Annotated in this window: 18 protein-coding genes; 7 read left to right on the plus strand and 11 right to left on the minus strand. The window is 56.1% G+C overall.

Features of this window, described 5'->3' with window-relative positions:
* Positions 1 to 3 precede the first annotated feature (3 nt).
* The 5 genes from V8J88_RS09785 to V8J88_RS09805 all read right to left on the minus strand — a co-directional run bounded on the left by V8J88_RS09785 (position 4) and on the right by V8J88_RS09805 (position 4,540).
* The gene (locus tag V8J88_RS09785; protein WP_338849246.1) at positions 4 to 1,347 is read right to left on the minus strand and encodes a TolC family protein; all 1,344 of its coding nucleotides are present in this window, start codon (positions 1,345 to 1,347) and stop codon (positions 4 to 6) included.
* A complete protein-coding gene (locus V8J88_RS09790) occupies positions 1,344 to 1,718 on the minus strand; it encodes a hypothetical protein (protein WP_338849248.1) in 375 nt (124 codons plus the stop codon). Before V8J88_RS09790 ends, V8J88_RS09785 begins: the two co-directional genes overlap by 4 nt.
* A 222-nt stretch (positions 1,719 to 1,940) precedes the next feature.
* Positions 1,941 to 2,342, minus strand: coding sequence for a hypothetical protein (locus V8J88_RS09795; protein ID WP_338849250.1), 402 nt, complete (start codon positions 2,340 to 2,342; stop codon positions 1,941 to 1,943).
* An 85-nt stretch (positions 2,343 to 2,427) separates the two neighbouring features.
* Positions 2,428 to 3,813 (minus strand): AarF/ABC1/UbiB kinase family protein, encoded by a 1,386-nt coding sequence (locus V8J88_RS09800; protein WP_338849251.1) that lies wholly within the window; start codon positions 3,811 to 3,813, stop codon positions 2,428 to 2,430.
* Between the two features lies 1 nt (position 3,814).
* Positions 3,815 to 4,540 (minus strand): TetR/AcrR family transcriptional regulator, encoded by a 726-nt coding sequence (locus tag V8J88_RS09805; protein WP_338849252.1) that lies wholly within the window; start codon positions 4,538 to 4,540, stop codon positions 3,815 to 3,817.
* Between the two features lie 253 nt (positions 4,541 to 4,793).
* On the opposite strand from V8J88_RS09805, the gene V8J88_RS09810 reads away from it, so the two are divergent.
* On the plus strand, positions 4,794 to 5,132 hold the full coding sequence (locus tag V8J88_RS09810) for a hypothetical protein (RefSeq protein ID WP_338849253.1): 339 nt from the start codon (positions 4,794 to 4,796) through the stop codon (positions 5,130 to 5,132).
* A gap of 57 nt (positions 5,133 to 5,189) precedes the next feature.
* Here V8J88_RS09810 and V8J88_RS09815 read toward each other — a convergent pair whose 3' ends face one another.
* From V8J88_RS09815 to V8J88_RS09825, 3 genes are all read right to left on the minus strand, one after another.
* Positions 5,190 to 5,873: a hypothetical protein gene (locus V8J88_RS09815; RefSeq protein WP_338849254.1), complete on the minus strand. Its 684-nt coding sequence runs from the start codon at positions 5,871 to 5,873 to the stop codon at positions 5,190 to 5,192.
* Between the two features lies 1 nt (position 5,874).
* Complete coding sequence (locus tag V8J88_RS09820) at positions 5,875 to 6,381, minus strand: T6SS effector amidase Tae4 family protein (protein ID WP_338849256.1); 507 nt, start codon at positions 6,379 to 6,381, stop codon at positions 5,875 to 5,877.
* Between the two features lie 565 nt (positions 6,382 to 6,946).
* Entirely contained in the window at positions 6,947 to 7,498 is a 552-nt protein-coding gene (locus V8J88_RS09825) for a nuclear transport factor 2 family protein (protein ID WP_338849257.1), read from the minus strand.
* A 309-nt stretch (positions 7,499 to 7,807) separates the two neighbouring features.
* Here V8J88_RS09825 and V8J88_RS09830 point away from each other — a divergent pair, with 309 nt between their 5' ends.
* The gene (locus tag V8J88_RS09830; RefSeq protein WP_338849259.1) at positions 7,808 to 8,068 is read left to right on the plus strand and encodes a hypothetical protein; all 261 of its coding nucleotides are present in this window, start codon (positions 7,808 to 7,810) and stop codon (positions 8,066 to 8,068) included.
* Positions 8,069 to 8,077: 9 nt separating this feature from the next.
* On the opposite strand, the gene V8J88_RS09835 is transcribed toward V8J88_RS09830, so the two are convergent.
* Both V8J88_RS09835 and V8J88_RS09840 read right to left on the minus strand, forming a co-directional pair.
* Positions 8,078 to 9,709: an aromatic amino acid ammonia-lyase gene (locus tag V8J88_RS09835; protein WP_338849261.1), complete on the minus strand. Its 1,632-nt coding sequence runs from the start codon at positions 9,707 to 9,709 to the stop codon at positions 8,078 to 8,080.
* A 7-nt stretch (positions 9,710 to 9,716) separates the two neighbouring features.
* A complete protein-coding gene (locus tag V8J88_RS09840) occupies positions 9,717 to 10,928 on the minus strand; it encodes a urate hydroxylase PuuD (RefSeq protein WP_338849263.1) in 1,212 nt (403 codons plus the stop codon).
* Positions 10,929 to 11,194: 266 nt separating this feature from the next.
* On the opposite strand from V8J88_RS09840, the gene V8J88_RS09845 reads away from it, so the two are divergent.
* The 5 genes from V8J88_RS09845 (at position 11,195) to V8J88_RS09865 (ending at position 17,338) form a co-directional block, all read left to right on the plus strand.
* A complete protein-coding gene (locus V8J88_RS09845) occupies positions 11,195 to 12,133 on the plus strand; it encodes a LysR family transcriptional regulator (protein WP_338849265.1) in 939 nt (312 codons plus the stop codon).
* 95 nt (positions 12,134 to 12,228) lie between these two features.
* Positions 12,229 to 14,022, plus strand: a complete 1,794-nt coding sequence (locus tag V8J88_RS09850) for an allantoate amidohydrolase (protein WP_338849267.1) — start codon at positions 12,229 to 12,231, stop codon at positions 14,020 to 14,022.
* Positions 14,023 to 14,149: 127 nt separating this feature from the next.
* Positions 14,150 to 15,082: a methyltransferase domain-containing protein gene (locus V8J88_RS09855; protein ID WP_338849269.1), complete on the plus strand. Its 933-nt coding sequence runs from the start codon at positions 14,150 to 14,152 to the stop codon at positions 15,080 to 15,082.
* A 243-nt stretch (positions 15,083 to 15,325) separates the two neighbouring features.
* Positions 15,326 to 16,774 (plus strand): wax ester/triacylglycerol synthase family O-acyltransferase, encoded by a 1,449-nt coding sequence (locus tag V8J88_RS09860; protein WP_338849270.1) that lies wholly within the window; start codon positions 15,326 to 15,328, stop codon positions 16,772 to 16,774.
* Between the two features lie 132 nt (positions 16,775 to 16,906).
* Positions 16,907 to 17,338, plus strand: coding sequence for a type VI secretion system amidase immunity protein Tai4 (locus tag V8J88_RS09865; protein ID WP_338849271.1), 432 nt, complete (start codon positions 16,907 to 16,909; stop codon positions 17,336 to 17,338).
* A gap of 68 nt (positions 17,339 to 17,406) precedes the next feature.
* On the opposite strand, the gene V8J88_RS09870 is transcribed toward V8J88_RS09865, so the two are convergent.
* Complete coding sequence (locus V8J88_RS09870; RefSeq protein WP_338849272.1) at positions 17,407 to 18,825, minus strand: lytic polysaccharide monooxygenase; 1,419 nt, start codon at positions 18,823 to 18,825, stop codon at positions 17,407 to 17,409.
* Positions 18,826 to 19,337: the final 512 nt, after the last annotated feature.

A 19,337-nucleotide genomic window follows, 5' to 3' on the forward strand; every position in this document is an offset into this window, starting at 1 on the left:
ACCTCATTCCGTCGCAATGCCTTGCGCCGCATCCGCTGCGCCCAGCAGGCTTTGTTGCAGATGTGCGTCCTGTTGCCAAAATTGTTGTTGCGCCTTTAAGGCTTCGCGCACCGCGCCGGCCTGTTCGCGCGCTTGCGCCATCAAATCAAACACCCCGGTCAACATGCCGTTGTAGCGCAATTGCTCTTGCTGCAAGATGCGCTGCTGCAGCGGCAGGATTTCGCTCTGCTGTAAATGAGCCAATTGCCAGGCGCTGCGATAGGCGGCATAAGCTTGCTGCAACTGGTGTTGCGCGCCGCGCTGCTGCGCTTCCATCTGCAGCAATGCGGCGCGCGCCTGTGCGCTCAGTTCCTGGCGCGCTAAAGCGCCGGCGTCAAACAGCGGCAGGCGCAGATGTAATTCAAAGCCTTTTTTCTTGCCGCCATCTTCCTGGCTGTTGCGCAGCAGACTGCCTTCCAATTCCAGTCCGGCCAGCGCGCTGTTGCTGGATGTTGCGGCTTGCAACTCAGCTTTGGCGATCAGCAAGCCCAGGTGCAGGCCGCTGGCGGCTTGCGCCACTTCGTCGGCGCTGCGCGGCGTCTTGGGTAAGTCGGGCAGGCGCTCCGGCAGTTTCAAGCTGGCCGCCTGCGCCGGCGTCAAGCCAAGCAGGCGCAGCAGTTGGGCGCGGCTGTGTTCTGCCTGCCATTGCGCTTGCTGCGCCTGTTGCGCGGCTTCGGCGTAAAACAAATGTTCGCGCGCGCGCTGCAATTCAGAAAAATTGCCGGCGGCTTGCATGCGGCGCGCCAATTCCGCCCCGGCCTGGGCGAATTCGAGCACGTCTTGCGCATAGCGGCTTTGCTGTTCCGCCGCTACCGCCTGCACCCAGCTTTGCCGGATCTCGCCGATGCGGCTGGCGATTTGCGCCGCCAATTGCAATTGATTGCGGTATTGCCGCTGCGCCTGCGCTTGCCGGCGCGCCGGCCATTGCAGCAATTCAAACAGACTTAGGCTGATGCTGCGGCCGATTTCCAGACCGTCGGCGCTGCGCATGCGTTCAAAACCCAGGCCGGGGGAAAAAGGCAAGCCGGCTTGCGCATACTGCGCTTGCGCCGCTGTGGCCTGGGCCAACATGGCGTGCAAGGCCGGATCGCCCAGCAGGGCTAAGCGCACCGCCTGTTCCTGGCTCACAGGCTGGGACAGGATTTGCTTGATGTCGGCGGAATCCGGGGCATGCATGGCGGCGGGAATTTGCTTGAATTCGGCCACATTCATGCCTTGCAATGCTTGCTGCGGATTGGGCGCGCTGGCGCAACCGCTTAAGGCGGCGATGGCCAGCAGGCCGGCGGATAAGAGACGCGGGCGCCTCATGGCTGGCTCCCGTGATGGTGCTGATGCTGGTGGCCGGCATGGGGCGCGGGGGCCGGTTTTTTATCGTCCTTATTGTGTTCGGGCGCATGCTGCGCGGCTTGCGCTTGATGGTGCTGATGATGATGCTGATGGTGCTGATGCCCCATTGCGCCGCTGTTTTCAGATGGCATCAAAGCCAGGTTTGCGGCGCGCCAATTTTGCGGCGCCGCTTCGGCAAATGCCTGGTAGGTCTGGATCGCACTGTGCCAATGCAGGGTGAAGGATGGCTTGGCAGGGCTGGCGCTTTGCGCGCTGACCGTATGCGGCAGCAAGGCAAGCAGGCTGATAATCGCAAACAGGGTGAGCTGTCTGCTGTGAGATAGTGTGTGCATGGTGTCACCTCTATATTAAAACGGTGCAAATTCATTCGCGTTGATGGCGCGAGTGACGGTTGTGCTTGGCTCTGGCGCCTTTGTCGTTCAAGCGGTGTAGGACGCCGGGTATGCGCTTCGCTTCAGCCAGCCTTTATTCGTGGCCGGATCAACAGAGATTCGTTGCCGGGGCAAGCGATATCCATGCCGGCTCAAGCGAGATGCGGGGCCGGTTTGCGGCGCTCAGGCTCTGGGGGGAGGGGAGATTTGTTCGGGGGCGAAATCGCTGTAGGCGTCACAGCAATCCAGGGGCGCATTGTGCGCGGGCGGCAGCGGCAGGGCGCTGTGCGATAAGGGTAAAACAGCGGGCAGGCAAACACTGCAATTTTCACAGGCGCCTGACTTGCCAAATGGCTTGGCTGGCGCCGGCTCGGCGTCATCAGCCTGGGCAAGCGCCGACATACCGGCGCAATGCGCTGCATCCTGGCTTACTTGCGCCATGCCGCTTTGCATGCCATGGCAAAACGGCATGCTGAGCGCGGCCAAGGCTTGCAAGGGCAAGGCCAGCATCAAGCAGCACAATAGCAAGACGCGCCAGAGCGGCAGCGCGGCGGCTTGATTGCTGTGTGCATACTGGTTTGGCATTGCTTGCATATGGGAAAGATCAAGATAGTTGCATGATAGCAGGAAAATTGAGCTGCTAAAGCGCCGCCGCAATGGCCTCGCCAATTCAGGCTGCAGGCTCCTCAGTGCACAGCCAGCGATTGCGCGTTTTCACGCGCGCCCCGAGGCGGGTGAGCAAATGCATCAAGCCCAGATAATTGCGGTCAAAATACATCAGATCATTATCAAATTCTGACAAATACGCCATCATCACTTCGGCGGCTTCGCGATTGGTTGCGGGGTAGGGCGCTTTTTGCGAAAAATCAAAAAAACCATCCGCATCGGCATGAATAAAGGCTTGCGCCTGCCAGGCTTGAATCGGGGCTAACAGCGGCTGGATTTTTTCGCAATAGCTGGCGCAATCCAGCCGGCTTTGCACCAGCCCCAGGCTGCAATAGGCGGCATACAATTGTTCCGCCCAGCTGCGCTGTTGCGCCGCATCGCTGCACGCCTGCAGGCGTAAAAACAGTTTCCAGGTATGGCGCAGGCGCAATAAAAAGTCCGGCTGCAAACTGCGCGTGCAGCCAAAATCCAGCACGCCCAAGCGCCCATCCGGCAAGATCAGGAAATTGCCCGGATGCGGATCAGCGTGCACCCGTCCCAATTCAAAGGTGGAATACAAAAACCAGTCAAACAGCAATTGCCCCACGGCATCGCGCGCGCTTTGCGGCGGATCGCCATCCAGCCATTCCTGCAGATGCTGTCCCTGCAAATATTCCATGCACAACACCGTGCGGCTGGAAAATTGCGGCACCAGGCGCGGCAGCACAATTCCGGGCAGGCGCACATGGGCGGCAAACCATTCCAGCTGCGCGGCTTCATGCTGGTAGTCGATTTCCTCATTCAATTTGAGTTCGATTTCACGCATGACCTGATTCATCACCTCCGGCTGCGGCAACAGGCTGACATGACGGCCAAAGGTTTGCAGCAAACCGTGCAACATCGCGATATCGCTTGCAATTGAGGCCGCGATGCCGGGATATTGCAGCTTCAAGGCGACTTCGCGCCCATCGTGCAGGCGCGCGCGGTGCACCTGTCCCAGGCTGGCGGCGGCGCAGGCTTGCGCCTCAAACGCGGCAAATAAATCCTGCGGCGCACGGCCAAATTCGCGCATAAACAATTTGTGCACCAGGGCGCGGTTGAGCGGCGTGACCTGATAACAAGCCTTGGCCAGTTGCGCGCGGATCGATTCCGGCAACAAACCGGCTTCCATCGACAGCATTTGCGACACTTTCAGCGCAGTGCCTTTGAGCTGGTTCAAGGCGCTGAATAAGATCCGTCCCAATTCAGCTTCATGTTCCTGCTGCGCCTGTTCTTTATGCTCTTCACTGCGCGTGATCTGGCGCGCTTTATGTCCCAATTGCCGCATACCTGCGCGGGTGATGGCGAGCGCGCCGATGGCGCTGCGCTGCAGCCGGGCGGTAGGTGGCGCAGTTTCAGACTTTTTCGCCATCTCAGCCTCCCAGGCTGCGCTTGGCCAGCTTTAACACATCAAACAGGCCTGAACCTGAGCGCAGCACACGCGCTAATTGATTACGCAAGATGAAGCTGCCAAGTTCTGTCACTTTATTAATCAAACCGCTGGCCAGCAGCAAGACCAGAATTTCCAGCGTCAATTCGGTCAGCTGGGTGGTGTCGGCATATTCATCCGATTTGTCATTGAGCCAATACACCACCAGCAGCAAGAGGTAATCCATAAACAGCGTGCCAATCAGGGGTTTGAAGGCGCACTCTGCAATTTCACCCGCATCCTGAGCTTGCTGCAAAAATGCAATCACCGTCTGCTTTATGTGCGCCTGTCCCGGAATCTGGTCGCGCATCAAGAGCAAGGGGGAAGCGGCGAAGACGCGGCGGCAGACTTCGATGAAGGGTTTTTCCTGCTCCAGCTGCCAGAAAATCGCATCCAGCAGGCGTTGCAGGCGCTCTTGCAAGCTGAAGCTGTCAAAATCCGGGGTTTCCAGCGTTTCCTTGAGCGCGATCTGGCTCACATCTTCAAAATAGCCGAGCAATAATTGCTCTTTGCTGGGAAAATATTTGTACAAGGTGGCGTCGCCCACGCCAGCCGCACGCGCCACATCTTTCATGGTTGCGCCCTCATAGCCATCGGCGGTGAAGCAATCAATCGCGGCGCGTAAAATCTTTTGCCGGGTCTTTTCCTGTTGCGATTTGCTGGTTTTCATGGCGTCCTTATCTTGGCTTAATTGAGTTTGCTATGCTTTAGATTTATATTTCAGCTCGCTAATGCATAGCATTCTACGATAAAAGCAAAAATTTTGCCTGCCTCTGTGCGCTCGCCGGCACATCCGCGTGCTGCATTGCAAGGTGCATATGGCCGCGTTTGCCCCTACAATGCATTGCCTGACAGCAAGTTTGCGCACAGTCCGCCAGCCGTTTTTCTTTGTTTTCCAGCAATCCAGCAGGGAGGTTTTGTCTATGAGCCGCAGCTATCGCCACACGCCGATTTTTCCCTTGACCAATAGCGACAGCGAACGGGACGATAAGCAGCGCTGGCACCGGCGCTGGCGGCGCAATCAGCGCACCCGTTTAGCGGATGCGGTAAACCATCAAGCCCCGGCAGAAAAACTGGAAGCCATCAGCCCGCTGCCGCAACAGGCTTACAGCAATGTCTGGCTGATGGATAAAGATGGCCGCAATTGGTGGACCGCACAAAGCCGCGCCGGCTTCGCCATGCGCCACGCGCTGCGCGGGCAGAGTGTGGAAGAGCAGAATGCTTTGCGTTTGCGCAGTTTGCGGCGTTTGATGGGGAAGTGACTGAAGTCTCCCGGGCAGGGGAATCCGCCCGGGGCCGCGCCTTGGATTAACAAGGCATTAATTCATGGCCGCATTGATTTTGGCAAGCGAAAAAAACAATTGGCAATCGAGCAGTGCGCCATCCGGATGCAAGCGCAATTTTTCGATATTGCGCAGTTTCAGGCGATAACCCTGTTCTTCAAAGATTTTTCCCAATTCGGAAAAAACGTTTTCACGGTTGGCGATTTCAAGCAACAATTTCTCCAGCGCCAGGTTTGCTTGCGCTTTTGGCGTTGAGATACGGCGCTGCCATTCTTGATCTGCGGACAGCGCTTGTTGCCAGGATTGTCGAAAATCCGGCATCTCTTCAAGGCGTCCCACTGACAACACACGCATATCCGACAACAGGCGCGGCGGCAGTTTTTCCTGCTTGTGCGCCTTTGATTCTGTGATTTCGGATGCTTGCGCCAGCGCTTGAACTGTTCCAGTCTGCATGACGGTCAATAATTCTCTGCGCATGAGTTGCAAATTTTCGGATGTCGCCGCCTCCGACTTGCATGCGCGCATCTCGCGCACAGAAAAAGCAGGCCCTTGCGATGTGCGCACAATCCAAATCAGGGAGCAATCACCATTCCGTGCGGCATACTGCGTTTGCCCATATGCCGGTTCATCGCGCGTGGCCACTTGAATATTGGCGTTGGCGGCCATGCTGTCAATACTTAACAGTAAAGCGCAGAAAAATGTCGTGCAAAGAAGTTTCATATTATCTCATTGGCCAAAACCAGATTTCCTCGGCATCCCAATAGCAATCCAAACGGCATTCTAAAACACTCCAAAAATACAAGAACTCCCCATATTTGATGAGATCTATATGCCCACCTGGCTGCCCATCAACCATGTATCCAGGAATCTTGAAAAAAGAAATGATACCTTTTTTGTCTTTTAAAATGCCATCTTTATTTTTGGCGTTTATTTTTACAGGCTCGCCTAAAAATTTTTCTGATTTCAGCTTTAAAGACAATGCTTTTTGACCAGGCTCAATGAGTAAATTTTTAATGCCTAAACCGTCTTTTTTGACTTTTACGCGCCCAGGAACGTGCACACCTGAGCGCAACAAGCTGATATGAACCCGCACGGCGCATGTGTTCCGCCACTCAGGCTTATGGATCAAGTCATCCCATCCAAGCTCTTTGTAGAGAGTTTCAAAGGGGTAATCTTCATCACTCGGGTAGTTTTTCCATAGATCAGAAAAGCTGCATGCAATTGGCATTCTTCGTCCCTCATTAATTAAAGTGCCAGTCTATCAGAACTGATTTTCACACAAACCAGGCAGAAACAAACTGCAACACAATTCCGTATGGAAATTTCATGATTCTATTGCTGCCCATTCGTGTTGTTTATGGGAAATTGTTTAGATAAAGACATTGAGTAGAGTGAGCAAGAATAGTATTTCATTGGCCTCATCCCTGTAAATCAGACAAAGAATCAGATCTGAGTGTCATGTCACCACAAACAATACATGACTTTATATCCCAACGAGATTAGCGATATTCTGCTGCACCAAATTTCACGTTTAAAAAATTCGTATCTATTCAGCCACTGCGGTAACTGTTCAGCCTTCATAAGGATGGGCGAAGCAGATTCCGTTCGCCCTGAGCCTGTCGAAGGGCATGGTTGGTCATGGTTCGACAAGCTCACCACGAACGGTAAAACCGTGGTTCGACAAGCTCGGCACAATGAGGCTGCAACCCGCTTGGTATATAAACTGACTTGTTAGCGCAGTGGCTGAATAGATACTCACTGCGCTAACAAGTATGCCTCCACAGTCCTCAGATTCAGCCATCCACCCCGTAGTAGGGGTGATAATCCGCCAGATCCAGGTGTTTCACAACCAGGCCATTTTCAATCTGCAGCACATTCACAAAAGGCATGATGACGCGCTGGACGCCTTGCGGGGTCGGATAAGTCCAGTCCAGCATCCCTTCAAAAATGGCGAAGTGGCCGGAATACAGTTTGCGTGTGGGCAGGAATTTAAGCGTCAAGCCGGCGTAACTTGTGCGGAAATAACGCAAAATCGCCTCCTTGCCTGTGACGTCAACCCGGCCAAACACCAGTCGTGCGGTGGGATCGGAAAAATTGGCGGTTTCGCCCAGCAGCGTGCCCAATTTATCCCAATCCATTTTCATATAGGCATTGAAATAGGCTTCGCCGATCTGCTTGCTTTGCTCTGACTGGGCAAAATATGCGCGCGCCGCATCGCTATTGCTGCCGTCCGGTGCTTGCGCAGCGGTTTGCGCATAGCCGGTTTGCGCTGACATCAGCAGAGCAAGCAAACAGGCGCTCAGCAAGCGCGGCAAAGCAGCGCTGATAGGGTGTGATAAAAACATCTACTTTCTCCTGGTTAAGTGGCAGTGATGGAGCAACTGACACGCTGTCAGCTGCAGGCCAATTATCTGCAGCACTGTGGGCTGCTGGAAGAAAGAAGGGATGAGGCAGGTGAATTGTGTGATCAACTCATTCTCACATAGCAAAACGCAGACTTGCAGGCAGATTTCCGGCATGTGAACCTGGTCATGCATGCGCGCAGGCTGAGGTCACGCCGGCAGTGAGGCAATTGCGCTATGATGTCGCGGCTGCATGACTGCCAGGACGGCGGCGCATCAAGTCACAACCGGCGCAAAACATGAGGGAAAAACATGCTCCAGTGGGCAAATTTCAAAAATTTCACCTGTCTCCCAAACGAACAATGGCAATTTGGCGCGGGCATCAACATCATTGTGGGCGAAAACGGTGTTGAAGTGGAAAAAGCAAGCCGCTTGCATCCGATTGCTATTGAGCCGGATAAATTACAAGATCAATTAAGACGACGCCTGAAAGCTCTTGATCCACATGCCTTGGTCTTGTCCACTCAAGCAGAAGACAAGCGGGCGCCATGGCAGCTTGCGCGTACGCAATAGCACGGCAATTTACCGCCACTCCCCCAGCGCCGCATCCACCGCTTTGCGCACACTGCCGCTCTGCACAAATGCTGTGGCAATCGCAATATCCTCATGAAACCAGCGGTCGCCATCCAGGCAGGGCGCGATTTCGCTGCGGATTTGCTGATATGCCGCTTGTGAACCGGCCCCCAGCACAAAATCCGCCAGATGCTGTTCTGTCATGCTCAAGCCTTGTGCGGCAAACAGCATTTCCACGCCGACGATGGTTTGCACGTTTTGCAAAATCAATTGCGCTTTGCGCGCGCACCAGGTTGAGTTTGACACATGGTCTTCGCTATTGCCCTTGGCCGGCACGCTGTCCACGCTGCCAGGGGTGGCCAGGGTGCGGTTTTCCATCACCAGACTGCTCATGGAGCAGGCCACGACGGGATAGCCGGTATTCACGCCGCGCTGGCCACTCATTAAATTGCGCGGCAAGCCCCAGGACAGGGTCGGGTCGATCAAGCGCGCAATGCGGCGCTCACAGATGCTGCCCAGATCCGCCAGGCTGATGGCTAATAAATCCATGGCTTGCGCCAGATATTGGCCGTGGAAATTGCCGCCGGAAATGATTTCAAAACCGCCGCCGTCTTTATTGAAAATCAAGGGATTATCTGTCGCTGAATTGCATTCTGTTTGCAAAATTTGTTCGATATACGCCAGCGCGTCAAATATCGGCCCATACACTTGCGGCGCACAGCGCAGCGAATACACATCCTGGATGCGCGGCGTATACGGCAGGTCGCTGCGGCGCAATTCTTCCGGCAACTGCACCGCGCGCGCAGCGTGGCTGCAGCGGGTGCTGCCGTCCAGCAGGCGGCGCACGATGGCGGCGCAGCGCACTTGACCGGCGTGCGGGCGGGCTGCGTGGATGCGCGCATCAAAGGCCGAGAGTTCGGCGCGCATCGCTTCCAGACTTAAACTCAGGCTGATGCAGGCGTCATGCAAGAGGTTGCGCGCATCGTGTGCGGTGAGCACGGCTTGCGCCAGTGAAACGGTGCAGCCATTGATCAAGGCCGAAGCGTCTTTCGCCTTCAGTTCAAATTCCACCGGACTTAAGCCGGCGGCGGCGATTGCTTGCGGGGCCGGCATGATCTGGCCCTGATAGCGCACTTGCACTTGCGCATAGCCGCACAAAGCCCCGGCCAGATAGGACAGCGGGGCCAAGTCGCCAGACGCGCCGACTGAGCCTTTTTGCGGCATCAGCGGATGAATGCCGGCGTTTAAAAAGTCCAGCAGACGTTGTAACACTTCGACGCGCGGCGCGGAATAATTGCTGGCGAAGGCGTTCGCGCGCAAGAGCATGGTGGCGCGGCAAACCTCATCGGAAAACGGCTCGCCCAGTCCAGCGGCGTGGGCGTGGATCAAGCGGCGTTGAAATTCTTCGATTTGCGCCACTGGAATCCGCGTGTCTTTCAATAAGCCGACCCCGGTGTTAAAGCTGTACATCATGGGCGCTTCATCATGCATCCAATTGTCTTCGATGAAGGCGCGGCTTTGCTGCAAATTGGCGCGTGCACCGGCGCACAGCTCGACCCGCAATTCAGGATCGCGCGCCACTGCGCACACTTCGTCCATGCTCAGGCTGAAGCCGTCAATCAATAATGTTGCTTTGCTCATGCTGTCCTCATGGTTTTGCTGTTACGGTGGCGCCTTGCGCAAACCAGCTTTGCACCAGGGCGCGTTCCTGTTCTGTCATTTGCGTCAAATTCGCCAGCGGCATGGCGCGTGTTTGCACCTGGCTGGCGATGCGTGCGGCATGTTGCGCAATCGCTTGCGGGGATTCTAAACTGATGCCGGCGGGGGCCTGGGCAAAACCGGGCTGGCTGGGTTTGTCTGCATGGCAGGAGACGCAGCGCGCTTGCAAAATCGTTTGCACCTGGGCAAAGCTGACCTGCTGCGCGCCGGCCTGGGGTTTGGCCGGGGCCGCCAGCCAGGCCAGCAGGCCCAGCAAGACCAGCCCGGCCAAGGGCCAGGCCCACACAGTTTGCCCCTTGTGGCGCAAATTGAAAAAATGCCGGATCAAGACCCCGGCGGCCATCACCAGGGCAAGCGCGATCCAGTTATTGCGCCCCTGCCACAAGAGCGGATAGTGATTGGAGATCATGATCAAGAGCAGCGGCAGGGTGAAGTAGTTATTGTGCACGCTGCGCTGTTTGCCGCGTATGCCGTAAATCGGGTCCGGACTTTGCCGCGCCGAGAGCGCCGCCACCAGCTTTTTTTGCCCCGGAATAATCACCATCAAAACATTGCCTGCCATGATGGTGCCGATCATCGCGCCGACGTGCAAGAAAGCGGCGCGCGCTGACAAAAATTGCGCCAGGCCCCAACCGGCGGCGATCAACAGCAGCCAGACGGTGACGCCGAACAGGGCTTGCTTCTCCACCAGTCTGGTGCGGCACAACCCGTCATACACCGCCCAGGCCAAGACCAGTGCGCCCAGGCCAATCCCGATTCCCTGCAGGGGACTGAGATCGGCCACTGCTTTATCTAACAGCATCGTGTCAGCGTGGGCGTAATAGGCCACGCACATTAAGGCCATGCCGGAGAGCCAGGTGGCGTAGGCTTCCCATTTAAACCAGTGCAATTCTTGCGGCAATTCGGGCGGGGAAACCAGATATTTTTGCGGATTGTAAAAACCGCCGCCGTGCACCGCCCATAAATGCCCGGAGACGCCCTTGGCCGCCAGATCCGAGCCTGGCGCCGGCGGGCGCAGAGAGTTATCCAGCCAGACAAAATAAAACGAGGCGCCGATCCAGGCGATGCCGGTGATCAAATGCAGCCAGCGCAAGAGCAAATTCGCCCAATCCAGAAAATAAGGGGTAAGACTGATATCCATAGCGTGCTTTTTTTCGTCAGCTTGTGTGCCAAAGGTGGCGGGAACTCAGTGCGAGCAGCGGGACTGCGATCAGACCCGCACATATTGACATGCGGCGCAGGCTTTGTGCGTGTTGTGCGCATTTGTATGCTTTTGCAATGCAACATCCTTCACCTTGGCAGGCGCTGCGCTTACGCAAACTTACACTCTTGAAACTGCACAAAGCCGCTGTTTCTCATCAAAATTCAAGTATATTTGTCATAGTCACAGGCTCATACCATGAAAACATGTCCACTTTGCCCGATCATCTTGATATTCACTTGATACGCATACTGTATTTGCTGCTATGCGAAAAAAATGTCTCGCGCGTGGCCTTGAAGCTGAATCAGCCGCAACCATCGATCTCAGCTTCCTTGCGCAAGCTGCGGGAATTGACGGGTGACCCGATTCTGGTGCGCGGCGCGCGCGGCATGGTGCCCACCCAGCACGGACAAAGCCTGCTGGAGCCGGCCAAGCGCATCCTGGAAGAGACGGAGCGCTTATTCGAGCGCAAAAATCCCTTTATTCCCAATGAAGAGGCACGGATTTTCCGCATCGCCGCGCCGGATTATCTGGATTGCCAGTTTTTGCCGAATGTGGTGGCGGCGATGCGGCGCGAATCGCCGAAAAGCCGCCTGGAAATCCACAGCCTGGGGCCGGAAGTCGATTATGTCCGCCTTTTGTCCGACGGCAATCTGGATCTGGTGATTGCGAATTGGGAAGAGTTGCCACAGCATTTGCATGTTTCCAAGCTGTTTGAAGATCCGGTGGTGTGCGTGATGCGCGCCGATGCGCCGTATGCGCGCCGCACCGCAGCCGATCAGATGACGGTGGAAGATTATCTGCGCCTGCCGCATGTGGCGCCAACGCAAATGCTGCCAGGCTATCAGGGGGTGATTGAATCCTGCCTGGAAAGCATGGAAATGAGCCGCAATGTGATGGTGGAATCCGCATATTTCGGCTTGATTCCGTATATGTTGACGCAAACTGACCTGGTGTTGACCACTGGCAGCCAGTTTGTGCGGCATTATGAAAAAATTCTGCCGCTCAAGGTGTTTCAGGCGCCGATACAATTCCCGCCGATGCAATTTTTCCAGCTCTGGCATGAGCGGGTGCATCATGCGCCGGAACATAAATGGTTGCGCGACCAGGTCAGCGCGGCGGCGCGCGCTTTATTGCAAGGCTGAGGCATACGCAGCAGCGCAAAGCGCTGGCGGCGTCGGCCGGCAGCATGATGCGGCAGTGGTCAACAGATTAGGCGGGCAGGGCACAGGAGGGGGAGATGCAAACCGGAATGGAAGAAATCAACCGTTTGACGCTGGCTGAATTTGTCGCCCGCTTTGGCGCTATTTATGAACATTCGCCCTGGGTTGCCGAAGCCGCATTTGTGGCGCAACCTTTCGCCAGTCTGGCGGCCTTGAAACTGGCGCTGGCGCGCGCGGTGGAGGCGGCGGATGAAGGCAGAAAGCGCGATTTGCTCAACGCCCATCCGGAACTGGCCGGCAAGCTGGCGATTGCCGGCAAACTGGGGCAGCATTCAAGCGCCGAGCAAGCCGGGGTCGGCCTGCATCTGTGCACGCCGGAAGAATTCACCCGTCTGCATGAACTCAATGAAGCCTATCGCAGCAAATTCGGCTTTCCCTTCATCATCGCCGTCAAGGGCGACCATGGGCTTGGCTTGTCGCGTGCGGACATCATCGCCGATTGCGCGCGCCGCTTGGAAAACGACGCCGAAACCGAATTCGCCGAAAGCCTGTATCAGGTCAAGCGGATTGCTGAAATGCGCCTCGACACCCTGTTTGGCGTCAGCCCAGCCGCCGGGCAAACGATTCTGGCGCGCGCGCAAAGCCTGGCTGCGCATTCCGATGAGCCGGCGCAGCTTAGCGTGAGTTATCTCAGTCCGGCGCACCAAGCCGTGGCGGCGCAACTCATGAGCTGGATGGAGCAGGCCGGCATGCGCGTCTGGCAAGACGCGGTTGGCAATGTGGTGGGCCGTTACGCCAAAGAGGCGCCAGAGGGAAGCGTGCGCAAAACCCTGTTGATCGGCTCGCATTACGATACGGTCAAAAATGGCGGGCGCTACGATGGCCGTCTGGGGATTTTGCTGGGCATCGCCGCCGTGCAAATCTTGCACGAAGAAGGCTGCCATCTGCCCTTTGATATTGAAGTGATAGGTTTTGCCGATGAGGAAGGGGTGCGCTTTCAATCCACTTTCCTGGGCAGCCGCGCGCTGGCCGGCAATTTCAATCCGGCTTTACTGGAAAAGACCGATGCCCAGGGCGTGAGCATGCGCGAAGCCTTGCAACAAGCCGGGTTGGATGCGCAGGAAGTGGTGAATCTGGCGCGCGACCCGGCCCGGCTGGCCGGCTATCTGGAAGCGCATATCGAACAAGGCCCGGTCTTATTACAAGCCGATATGCCGCTGGGGGTGGTGACCTCGATTGCCGGCTGCAGCCGCTTCTTGCTGGAATTGCGCGGCCAGGCCGGCCACGCCGGCACCGCGCCGATGAATATGCGGCGCGACAGCGCGGCGGCGGCGGCGGAAATTGTGCTGGCGGTGGAGCAGATCTGCAGCAGCTATCACGGGCGCGCGGTGGGCACCGTGGGCCAATTGATGGTGGAACAGGGTTCTATCAATGTGGTGCCCGGCAAGACCCGCCTGTCGCTGGATTTACGTTCAGGCGAAGAAAAGATCCGCTACAACCTGGTGCAGCAAGTCTTGAACGCTTGCGACCGCATTTGCAAACGCCGCCGCATCGAATTGGTGTTGCAACCGGTGCTGGATCAGGCCGCCACGCCCTGCAATGCGCAGTTGCAAAATGTCTTGGCGCAGGCGATTGCCGACAGCGGTTTGCCGGTGATGAAGCTGGCCTCAGGCGCCGGCCATGACGCCATGTGCATGGCGCGCATTACCCCGATCGCCATGCTGTTTGTGCGATGCGGCCATGGCGGCGTAAGCCACCATCCGCTCGAATCGATGACCGCGCATGACGCTGAGCTGGCCTTGTCGGTCATGCTGCAGGCCTTGCGCAACTGGCCTGTTGAAATCGCGCAGGAAGAAGGCATGGCGGCCTGATAAAGCCCAAACAGCAGGCTTTTCCCGGCTCAATTCGGCACATCCACAACAGCGCAGTCTTTGCATAATGATCAGGCCTGCCGTTTCATCCAAACGGCGCCCGCATTCATTATGAGAGGACAGCGCCATGCTGAACGAACGCGAAATCGAAAGCTGCTATCTGGGGCAATTCATTCCCGTGCACTACCATCACAATATGCTGATGGACAGAAACCGTATGCAAAACTTCAAGGCGGCCATCGACTACGCAGTCTTTCCCGGCGCCCGCGTACTGGAATTGGGCGGCGGCACCGGCGTGCTGTCCTGGTTTGCCGCGCAAAAGGCGGAAAAAGTCTGGTGCGTTGAATTCAATCCGGACATGGTGGCCGAAGCGCGCCGCTTTTTACCCATGAATGCCAACGGCCACAAGGTTGAAGTGGTGCATGCCGACGCCTTTGAATACCTGCCGCCGGAGCCGGTGGATGTGGTGATTTGCGAGATGATCCACGTCGCCATGCTGCGCGAAAAACAAGTCGATGTGATTGAGGATTTCAAAGCGCGCTACCGTCAACGCTTCCCGCATGCCGGGCTGCCGGTGTTCATTCCCGAAGCCGTCATCATGGCGGTGCAGCCGCTGCAGCAACGCTATGAATTTGAAGGCTTTCATGCGCCGATTATCCAATTCCAGGAAACCGGCTTGCTGGCCACGCAAACACTGGAATTGGGTGACCCGGTGGTCTACAGCCTGCTTGATTTCAGCCAGGATGTGGGGCGCGTGATCCGCTTTGAAGGTCAGCTGGAAATCAAACAGGCCGGCACATTGAATGCGCTGCGCTTTATCACCAAAAACATTCTCGCAGTGGTGCAGGAAAATTCCTCAACCATTGATTGGCTGAATCATTACATGGTGCTGCCGATGCTGGGCGAACAGTGCCAGCCGACACCGGTGGAGCCGGGCGATTTGGTCGATATCGTGTTCCAATATCGCTGCGGCGCTTCGCTGCCATCGCTGCAAGCGGCGCTGCAAGTGCGCAAGCAATATCTGCCGGCGCAACGCCAGCGCGCCTACGCTTATGCATAGCCGCCTGCTGGCGCACATTTGAGGGCAAAAACCGTTGGCGGCAAGCGCAACACGCTTGCCGCGCCAATACCATAATTCGCTTGGCGATCCGTCCCGCAACAAAGAATTTGAGCCACTCCTCAATCGCTGCATTTTGCATTGTGCGCTGCTGGCGCAGGGCCTCCATTTCTGCTATGTTTGCCTATACTGTGCAACACAGACCTTGACGCATGCGCTCTGCATGCCTAACCAGACTGGACGATCATGAGCAAAAAGCTATCGCTGTTGGATCTCGCATTCTTCATCGCCGAATCGGAAGCCAGCCCGAAGCATGTTGCGGGTCTGCTGATTTTTGAACGTCCGCCCAAAGGCGGCGCCGGCTATGCCAAGAAACTCTATCAAGACCTGCTGGCGGCCACCGATGTGCAGCCGCCGTTTAACCGGGTCATCAATTTTTCCCTGTCCGGCTGGCCTTGCTGGGAAGAAGTCGATGAAGTCGATTTAAGCCAGCACATCTTCTATCACAAGCTCAAACCTAAGCAAAACAGCCGCAGCGATTTATATCAATTCGTTTCGCAATTGCACACGCCGATGTTAGACCGTTCGCGCCCGCTGTGGGAAGCGCATGTGATCGACGGCTTGCCAGACGGGCGCTTTGCGCTGTACCAGAAAATGCACCATGCCTGCGCCGATGGCATCACCATGGCGCGCTGGACTGCCGAATGCCTGCAAGAGCAAGCTGATGCGGAACATTTTGTGCCGGTCTGGACGCTGCAATACAACAAGCGCAGCAGCGATAAACGGCGCGCGCAAAACCAGCAGATTCTGCAAAACATGATGAGCGGGGCCAAGGGCTTCGGTTTGCAAATGCTGGGCATCGGGCGCTTGGCCACCATGCTCTTGCTGGAAGCCGTCAATCTCACCAAAAACGCGATTGCCTTGCCCTTTGTGGCCAACGGCCACACCCCCTTGACGGGACAGGTTACGCGCGGCCGCCAGTTCGCCACGGTGAGCGTGCCGATGGAGCGCATCAACCATGTGCGCAATCTGACGCGCTCGACCTTGAACCATGTTGCGCTGACCTGCCTGGACGGCGCCTTGCACCGTTATTTGCAAGATCAGGGCGTGAAGCTGGAACAACCGATCACGATTCAGATGCCGGTGAATCTGCGCCAGGAAGGTGAAAAATCGCTGGGCAATAAAATCGGCATCATTCTGGTCGAGCTGTCCCCGCCCACCGATGATCCGTATGTGCGTTTGCGCAATATCGGCTTTTCGCTGCGCAATGTGCGCACCATGGTCGATTCCGTGGCACCGGCGGCAATTGAGTCTTACACCATCATCATGGGCCTGTTTGGCCAAATCGCCGAAATGCTGAATATGAGCGATAAAGCCCCGCCAACCGGCAACACGCTGGTGTCGAATGTGCCGGGGCCGTCCAAACACCTGTATATGCGTGACGCGAAAATGCTGGAAATGCATCCGATTTCGACCTTGCCGCCATCCAATCTGCTCAATATCACCCTGTTTTCCTACGCCGGGCAACTGGCTTTCGGCTTGATTGCCACCGACAAACTGCCCAATCTGGAGCGCCTGGCGGAATACATCGATCAAAGTTTTACCGAACTGGAAAGCTCAGTCAGCGCGCCGCTGGCCCCGGCCAGGGAAGCGCCGGCCAAGCCGAAGAAGACCTTGAAGTTTTTCAAGGAGTAAGGGCAGGGGGGATTTCCCCCCTGCTTGGATGGTCTGAATTCGGCTGAATAGTCACCCGGGAGCAAAATATCGGACGGATCGCGCCAATTTTTGGAGGCTTTCCTAATGTGTGCATATTACAGATATATATTCTTGGCGGCTTTGGCGTTTATTCCACCTGTGAGTAATGCAAAAAACGGGGCAACGCATTCACCTCAAGCCGGAATGCGTACTTATGCGCAGAATTATAAAGACATGGTGCTGGCAAGCTGCATCGCAAGCGCTTATGCCAATGAGAAGAAGGCGGCAATTGATGCTGGAAGCAGTGTCAGCGCATTGCGTGACTGGACTTACTATGATTTGGAAAAAAGCCCGGATGCGGTCAAGACTTTGATTGAAGCATATTTGGCGCGTGATTATCACAACCCGCTGGTTGAATCAGAAGTCAAAGGCGTCAGATTTGATCTCCTCAAATGCCTGGACTTGTACCACAGCAAAGATCTGGACAGCCTTGTCAAAAGCGTTGTCATCAAACCTAAACACACTTATCGGCAAGATAATCCGCTTCCCTTGAAATCGAAGTGAGTCGCAATACTTGCCGGAAACAAAAAACGCCAGGACTCGCCTGGCGTTTTTTTCACAAACTCACGGCATCAACGCGCTGCCGCCACATCCCAAGCCTGGCTCCAGGCGCTGCCAAAACCCGGCTCATAATACGCCGCCGCGCTATTGCACCAGGATGTATAAGGCCACGGTTTGCAAACATACACGCGCCCATCACGCCCTTGCACCTTGCTGCCGGCCACATAGCTGCCCACGCCGCTCGGATATACCGGCAGATTGGATGGGCCGGCCAGATTGATTTTCTGGTTCTTTTGCAAAACCTGTTTTTGCCCGTTTTGCATCCAGGACACCAGCATAATCAGATCATATTCGCCCGGGGTTAATCCGCTGGCGGTAAAACTGATGTCTTTGCCGCCATTCAGGCTGTCAATATGATGCAGCACGCCAAAATCACGGCTCTTGCTGGCCAGTTTGATGTCCACCGTCTGCGCCATGCCGGTGAACACATTCATTTTGAAACTGGCCTGGCCGCTGGCGTTGATGCTGCTGGCGGAAATGTTTTGCATGCCGAATTTGCTTTCTGGCCCAGGGCCAGGATCGGGCGTCTTGGTCGCCACTTCAACCCGGATCAAGGCGCTGTCTTTGGCCACATACACATCATTCACGCCATCAGCTGGCGTCACCACACCGCCACTCAATACACCGGCCTGAATGCCATTCTTTTTCGCATTGACTGCTGTTGCCAGCAGGCGCGGCCATTTGGCGGCGGCGCCGTCGGCGGCGCTGGCGATGGTGATGCTGGTATTGTAGGAAGTCACCTCGCCATTGGCGTTAAAGACGCGCGTGCCGGCGGTGCTGCCGACTGGCAAATCGCTGCTGCCGATAATTGAACCGATTTTATTCAAAGCAGGCGGCGGGCCGGCTTCAAAATTCACGTCCATCACGTTATAAAAACTGTTGACCGTGTCGGCCACATCCCACACCGACAAAATCAAGTGATAGCCGTTGCGGCTGGGCACGCTGCAATTGTGATTGGCCAGCTCAGAAGTGGAGGGCACCGGTTTGCCGCCGCCATAATTGACGGTGCAAAACGGTTGCGCTTCAAACTGGGCGCGCGAAATCGGCGCATTCGGGTCCCAGTTTTCTTTGGTGATCCAGTAGCGGATATCGCGGCTGGCGTGCGGCGCGGTGAAGCGCCATTGGAAGATGTTGGGGCCGCTTTTGAGATTGATTTTGCTCCAGCGTCCCACCGATTGCTCGTTTAGCGGCGCCCAGTTGCTGCTGCCGGCGGCGGCGATTGCGCCATCTTTCGGCCCGCTTTCCGGATAGCGGTCAGCGCCTTCCACGCTTTGCGGCTCCCATTGAATGGCGCCGCAATTCAGATTGACATTGGTGTGGCACAGATGCGGGCGGGAGTTCAGCAGATAACCGTGGGCAAACGCTTGTGAACTCAGGGATAAAACAGTCAAAGCGAGCGCTGCGCGGCCCGCTGCAAGGGGAAAATGCATGATTGTCTCCGTATTTTTGGTGGGTTTTGTTGTACGAGTTTTGCCGCCGGCAAGGCGCAAAGCCTGAATGGTGCTGACTGGAGGCGTCCTGGCTTGTGGCTGGCGCGCCCGGCATTATATTGGTTAGTACCAATACAATGCCAATACCAGTATGCGGATTCTAATCCTGACTTCTTGATTTGACAAGAATGAATCTTTTTCTTTTGTGAATTTGCATTATTCACTATTGTACATGAATAATTTTGCATATTCGCTAATTTATTGAGTCAATTATTCACCTTCAAGAGTGAAAGAAGTCATGTCATGAGATGGAGGAATAGCATTCTATGCAAATTGGTATGCACAAGATGGCGCCAGTGTGGCAGGTCGACTTGAAAGTTTTGGATTGAGGCGCTGGTCGCGCCAAGCGCGCTTCGTCGCCCATGCCGCCGAGGCTGCCCTGAGTGAACGGAAATTGGCGCGCAATGCGGCAAAGGCAGGAAAAACAAGCGGGTGCACAGACTCAACGTCTG

Origin of the sequence: Massilia sp. W12, assembly GCF_037300705.1 — a bacterium.
Lineage (GTDB): Bacteria > Pseudomonadota > Gammaproteobacteria > Burkholderiales > Burkholderiaceae_D > JACPVY01.

Excerpts from the sequence above, each read along its gene's own strand:
- V8J88_RS09785 (WP_338849246.1), bottom strand. The coding sequence starts at position 1,347 with ATGAGGCGCCCGCGTCTCTTATCCGCCGGCCTGCTGGCCATCGCCGCC.
- V8J88_RS09790 (WP_338849248.1), bottom strand. The coding sequence starts at position 1,718 with ATGCACACACTATCTCACAGCAGACAGCTCACCCTGTTTGCGATTATC.
- V8J88_RS09795 (WP_338849250.1), bottom strand. The coding sequence starts at position 2,342 with ATGCCAAACCAGTATGCACACAGCAATCAAGCCGCCGCGCTGCCGCTC.
- V8J88_RS09800 (WP_338849251.1), bottom strand. The coding sequence starts at position 3,813 with ATGGCGAAAAAGTCTGAAACTGCGCCACCTACCGCCCGGCTGCAGCGC.
- V8J88_RS09805 (WP_338849252.1), bottom strand. The coding sequence starts at position 4,540 with ATGAAAACCAGCAAATCGCAACAGGAAAAGACCCGGCAAAAGATTTTA.
- V8J88_RS09810 (WP_338849253.1), top strand. The coding sequence starts at position 4,794 with ATGAGCCGCAGCTATCGCCACACGCCGATTTTTCCCTTGACCAATAGC.
- V8J88_RS09815 (WP_338849254.1), bottom strand. The coding sequence starts at position 5,873 with ATGAAACTTCTTTGCACGACATTTTTCTGCGCTTTACTGTTAAGTATT.
- V8J88_RS09820 (WP_338849256.1), bottom strand. The coding sequence starts at position 6,381 with ATGCCAATTGCATGCAGCTTTTCTGATCTATGGAAAAACTACCCGAGT.
- V8J88_RS09825 (WP_338849257.1), bottom strand. The coding sequence starts at position 7,498 with ATGTTTTTATCACACCCTATCAGCGCTGCTTTGCCGCGCTTGCTGAGC.
- V8J88_RS09830 (WP_338849259.1), top strand. The coding sequence starts at position 7,808 with ATGCTCCAGTGGGCAAATTTCAAAAATTTCACCTGTCTCCCAAACGAA.
- V8J88_RS09835 (WP_338849261.1), bottom strand. The coding sequence starts at position 9,709 with ATGAGCAAAGCAACATTATTGATTGACGGCTTCAGCCTGAGCATGGAC.
- V8J88_RS09840 (WP_338849263.1), bottom strand. The coding sequence starts at position 10,928 with ATGGATATCAGTCTTACCCCTTATTTTCTGGATTGGGCGAATTTGCTC.
- V8J88_RS09845 (WP_338849265.1), top strand. The coding sequence starts at position 11,195 with ATGTCCACTTTGCCCGATCATCTTGATATTCACTTGATACGCATACTG.
- V8J88_RS09850 (WP_338849267.1), top strand. The coding sequence starts at position 12,229 with ATGCAAACCGGAATGGAAGAAATCAACCGTTTGACGCTGGCTGAATTT.
- V8J88_RS09855 (WP_338849269.1), top strand. The coding sequence starts at position 14,150 with ATGCTGAACGAACGCGAAATCGAAAGCTGCTATCTGGGGCAATTCATT.
- V8J88_RS09860 (WP_338849270.1), top strand. The coding sequence starts at position 15,326 with ATGAGCAAAAAGCTATCGCTGTTGGATCTCGCATTCTTCATCGCCGAA.
- V8J88_RS09870 (WP_338849272.1), bottom strand. The coding sequence starts at position 18,825 with ATGCATTTTCCCCTTGCAGCGGGCCGCGCAGCGCTCGCTTTGACTGTT.